The organism is Planococcus sp. CAU13 (genome assembly GCF_000775575.1).
Lineage (GTDB): Bacteria > Bacillota > Bacilli > Bacillales_A > Planococcaceae > Planococcus.
In genome coordinates, this window is record NZ_JRGN01000201.1 from 1 (window position 1) to 4848 (window position 4848).

General features: G+C 46.1%; 5 protein-coding genes. 1 reads left to right on the forward strand and 4 read right to left on the reverse strand.

Going from position 1 to position 4848, the window contains the following annotated elements:
- Nucleotides 1-31: 31 nt before the first annotated feature.
- From KW93_RS09015 to KW93_RS09025, 3 genes are all read right to left on the reverse strand, one after another.
- Nucleotides 32-514 carry a DinB family protein gene (locus KW93_RS09015; RefSeq protein WP_033542675.1) on the reverse strand — a complete coding sequence of 161 codons (483 nt, stop codon included), beginning with the start codon at nt 512-514 and terminating at the stop codon, nt 32-34.
- Between the two features lie 85 nt (nt 515-599).
- A complete protein-coding gene (locus KW93_RS09020) occupies nt 600-1151 on the reverse strand; it encodes a GNAT family N-acetyltransferase (RefSeq protein ID WP_033542676.1) in 552 nt (183 codons plus the stop codon).
- A gap of 1 nt (nt 1152) precedes the next feature.
- Nucleotides 1153-2952 carry a M3 family oligoendopeptidase gene (locus KW93_RS09025; RefSeq protein ID WP_033542677.1) on the reverse strand — a complete coding sequence of 600 codons (1800 nt, stop codon included), beginning with the start codon at nt 2950-2952 and terminating at the stop codon, nt 1153-1155.
- A 212-nt stretch (nt 2953-3164) separates the two neighbouring features.
- Here KW93_RS09025 and KW93_RS09030 point away from each other — a divergent pair, with 212 nt between their 5' ends.
- On the forward strand, nt 3165-3896 hold the full coding sequence (locus KW93_RS09030; protein WP_033542678.1) for a tryptophan-rich sensory protein: 732 nt from the start codon (nt 3165-3167) through the stop codon (nt 3894-3896).
- A 48-nt stretch (nt 3897-3944) separates the two neighbouring features.
- Here the strand turns inward: KW93_RS09030 and map are convergent, their stop codons facing one another.
- On the reverse strand, nt 3945-4697 hold the full coding sequence (gene map / locus KW93_RS09035) for a type I methionyl aminopeptidase (RefSeq protein WP_033542679.1): 753 nt from the start codon (nt 4695-4697) through the stop codon (nt 3945-3947).
- Between the last annotated feature and the right edge of the window lie 151 nt (nt 4698-4848).

Genomic DNA, 4848 nt, shown 5'->3' on the forward strand with positions numbered 1-4848 from the left:
GTTCGACCGAATGCTGTTCGGTCAAACCTTCTCAGCGGTTTTCCTTTGGAAAATAAATATAATCAATCGCTTTTCCTTCTTTGCCGAATTGCCGCAGCAAGGAGGTGACTTGCCCCCGGTGATAGGAAGCATGGTTGATGAATGTAAACAGCATCTCTTCCCGGGTTTCCTCAAAAGAATCGCCCCGCAGATTGGTGAATGCCATGACTTCCTGCCATTGCTCTTCCGACAGCGACGAAAAATACAATTCCATTTCAGCATGCAGCAGCATAAACGCCTGTTTTGCCTCTGCAGCTGTATCCACCCGGAAATGCTCAGCTGCCGGTTTTTCTGTTCCCGCCATTCTCAGAAGCCATAACTTTTCAACCGTTATGACATGGCTGACAGTTTCCTTGATCGAAGAAAAAGAACTTTCTCCTTCTTTCCGGTAAATTTCATCTCCATACTTTTCCGTATGTGACAGCAGTTCCTGCGTGGCCCATTTATGGTAAGCGAACATTTTATCTCGTAGCATAAAGCACCTGCTTTCTGTCGGACAATTATTCCCATAGCCAGCGTTTCAGTTGTATCCACCATTTTTTATAGGCGGCCTTACCCTTTCAAAATTCATTTTCAATGACAGCATAATGATAATGGTCTTCCCAAATGCCATTGATATGAAGAAACTCCCTTAATAATCCTTCATTGGCGAATCCGGCTTTTTCCAATACCCGTATTGAGCCTGAATTTCTGGGTGAAACATAAGCTTCGATTCGGTGAAGCTGCAATTTTTCAAAGCCGAATGCCACGACGAGCTGAACCGCTTCAGTCGCTATCCCGCGCCCGGCATATTCCTCGTCGATGGAATACCCGACCAATGCACTGAGGAACGGCAAACGTTTGATGCTGTACATGGAAATATGGCCAATCAATTTATCCGTACGGGGATGGAATATTCCAAAACTGTATTCCCGATTTTCCCGGGCCTGATAAAGGGCTTCGCGGATTTTTTCCCGTTGGACTGCAACTGTAAAATAACTGTCAGGATGCCTTGGTTCGAATATTTCCCAGTAGTTCCGGTTTCGATTGAGCAATTGCACCATTTCAACAGCATCGTCATCTGCCAAAACACGGAGGTAGCACAATTGGCCGGTTAAATGAAGATTTTTCATATCAGTCAGCAGATGACGTCAGCGAAATGAACTCTTCTGCATCTTTAACGCAAAGTGCGATCCCTTTTTCCCAGAACGCTTCTTTTGTTATGTCTTCGCCAAGATGCTTCATTGCCAGGTCTTCAGCCGTCATAATAGCTGTGTCACGCAGCAGCGCCATGTATTTCTCTTCAAAACCGGCACCTTCTTCAAGCGCTTTTGCGTACACACTCAATGAGAATAGGTAGCCGAATGTATAAGGGAAATTATAGAACGGCACATACGTTATATAAAAATGCAGTTTGGATGCCCAGAAATGAGGATGAGCAGACTTCAAGCCGCCTCCGAAGCCTTCCATTTGTGCTTCCTCCATCAATTCGTTCAGCCGTGATGCAGACACCACACCTTTTTTGCGTTCTTCATAGAACCACGTTTCAAACAGAAAGCGTGAATGGATATTCATGAAAAAAGCGACGCTTCGCTGAACTTTGTCTTCCAGAAGAGCGATTTTCTCTTCATTTGAAGAAGCATTTTTCACTGCCGCGTCCGCTACGATCATTTCAGCGAAAGTCGATGCCGTTTCTGCCACGTTCATCGCGTATGAGCGGTTGATTTGATGCACTGGACGAAGTGCATATGAATGGAATGCATGCCCCAATTCATGGGCCAGTGTGGCCACATTTGACATTGAGCCACTGTACGTCATGAAAATCCGGGATTCTTCCGTCATCGGAAGGCCTGTACAGAATCCTCCCGGACGTTTGTTCGGACGGTCTTCCGCCTCGATCCATCCCTTTTCGAAAGCATTGCGTGAGAATTTCTCAAGTTCAGGACCGAATTTTTTAAAATGCTCCAAAATGAATTCGGCGCCTTCCTGATAGGAAAATGTCTGTGTGCTTTCTGTAACAGGAGCATCCACATCGTACCAGTCAAGGCCGTCTTTCCCGAGCAGATGCGCTTTTTGATTCAAATAGCTGACGAAAGGCTGTTTGTTTTTTGAAATGGCATTCCACATGGCATCCAATGTCTGCTGGCTCATGCGGTTCATCTGCAGTGGCTCCTGCAATGGATTTTCCCAGCCGCGTTTTTTATAGACTTCGAGTCGGAAGCCCGCTATCGAATTTAATGTTTTCGCGAAAAACTCTTCTTTTTCAGTCCATGCCTCTTCAAGCTTTTCGTAGGATTCTTTTCTGACTGATGCATCCGCATGGGCACTCAGGTTATTTGCCTGGCCGACAGACATCACTTTTTCATCACCATCAACTGTGATCTTGACTTTAATTTCGCCAACGAGCATATCGTAGAGCTGGCTCCAGCCGTGATAACCGTCCATACTGAGTGCTGTAATCAGGTTCTCTTCTTGTTCAGACAAGAGAAGTTTCGCTTTCGTGCGCCATTCATTCAGTACAAATGTAAATTCTTTCAGCTGTTCATTTTCCATCAGACTGTTCCAGACGTCATCGTCCGTCTTTGTCAGATCCTGCTGGATTTTCTGAAGAGCGGAACTGAAGCGAGCACTTTGGCTTGCGGATTCGCTTTGCAGCAGTGCCGCTTTTTTGTCTTCCGTGTTCTGTGCCTGTAAACAGCCGATGAACGCGCTTGACTGCCGAAGATGCAGCATGGAGTCCTTTACAGCTTCCAGAATTTCTGCAACCTGTTTCGCATCGTCCTCTTCTTCCGGCACCTGAAAATTACGGGACAGCTTTTCGAATTCCTCTAATTTTGGTCCTGCTTCATCCATATGTACACGTAATTGGGGGGATTCGCTCCCACCGGGAAATAAAACGTCCAAATCCCACACTTCCGGATACTTAACTGTCATGGCTTTTCCTCCTGATAAACTAAATTTTCTAAAAACACTTATCAGTATACCATTCTTCTTCGGTTTACGGAATATTCTAGGAAATAGATTATCAGAACTTTGGAAACTGACATAAAATAGACGATTTCAGACAACTATTTCTGCACTTAGGCAAACACTTAATTGTTACAGGAAACAAGGAAAGGTATACTGTTAGCGAGGAGGGATAACAGATGTTCCGTTTGATATCGATGACAATCGCCTATTTGGCTGTTGTTACAGTAAATGCATTAGCCAATATTCTGCCGATCAACGGACAGACAACGGGTGAAATTTCCAATAGGCTCCCTGTCCTGTTCACACCCGCCGGCTATGTCTTTTCCATCTGGTCAGTTATATACATATTGTTGGCTATCTGGATTGCAGGTTTCTGGATCCGTTATAAGAAGGACCGCGAAACGCCTGCGCATGCCATTTCGTTCTATTTCATCCTGAGTGCTGCTGCCAATATCTGCTGGCTTCTGCTATGGCATTACGAATTTTTTATCTGGTCCATCGTGGCAATGCTCGCTTACCTGGCTGCCCTTATCCTTTTGTATATTCAATACGGCAACAATGAACAGAAACTTACCGAAAGGCTGCCCATTTCCATCAACCTGGGATGGATCAGCGTCGCCACCATTTCCAATATCAGTTATGTGCTGACATATCACAATTGGGGCGGATGGGGTCTCAGCAACGACCTGTGGGCGGTCATCATGCTTACCGTAGCAACAGCTCTAGCGCTTCACGTGCGGTTCCACCATTCGGATATTCCCTTTGCCGCCGTTTTCGTCTGGGCGTTCATCGGTATCGCCGTCAAGCACGGTTTTGGCGAATTGCTCGTCACCACCGCTTCGTTATTCCTGAGCGGCGTCATCATCACCGGCATTTTGCTGATCAAAAAAACACCTGTACAAAATTAATCAATTTTCCATAAGACGAAAAAAAGCCTGCGCTCTGCAGGCTTTTTCCTATTCCTCTAATTTGGTCAATAAAATCGGTTCGCCTTTTGTCACCAGGACCGTGTGCTCGATTTGTGCCACCAGCGACTGGTCCGGTGTGATGAATGTCCAGCCGTCACCGGATTCGATGATGTGCTCCGCTTTCTGGGAGATGAACGGTTCCACTGCAAGAACCATGCCTTCTTTCAGGATGGTCCTTTCCCAGGCATCGTAATAATTCAGGATATGCTGCGGTGCTTCGTGCAGCGATTTCCCGATGCCGTGGCCGGTCAGGTTTTTGATGACGAACAGTCCCTGCTCTTTCGCTTCGCGCTCCACTGCTTTGCCGATCTGGTTCAATTTTGCCCCCGCTTTGACTTTCGTCATTGCACGGTCAAAAGCCTGTTCGGCAACTTCACAGATTTTCTCCTTTTCAGAATGTCCTTCGCCGACGACAAACGAAATTCCAGTATCGGAAAAATATCCTTCATAGGAGCCGGAAACATCGATGTTGACGATGTCACCATCCTGAATTATTCGTTTGCCGGGAATGCCATGAGCCACTTCCTCGTTTACACTGATGCAAGTATATCCAGGGAAATCGTATTCCGATTTCGGCCCTGATACACCCCCCAGTTCTTTGAACAGGCGTCCGCCAAGTTCATCAATTTCTTTTGTAGTAACGCCCGGCTTGGTTGCCGCTTTCATTTCTTCACGAATTTTGGCGACCATCTGCCCTGCTTTTTTCAGCATTTCAATATCTTTTTCTGTAGTTGCTATCATCAATTACCCTTCTTTCAAACTTTTCTATCTAGAGATTATAACATATTAGAAAAGCGACTGCGCCCGTTAAGCTCCGAAAGTCATAAGACGGATCAGTGAAGCGGCCCTGACCGCGGAGTCACGAAAAGCGGAAGTGCCTGTTCAGCTCTGA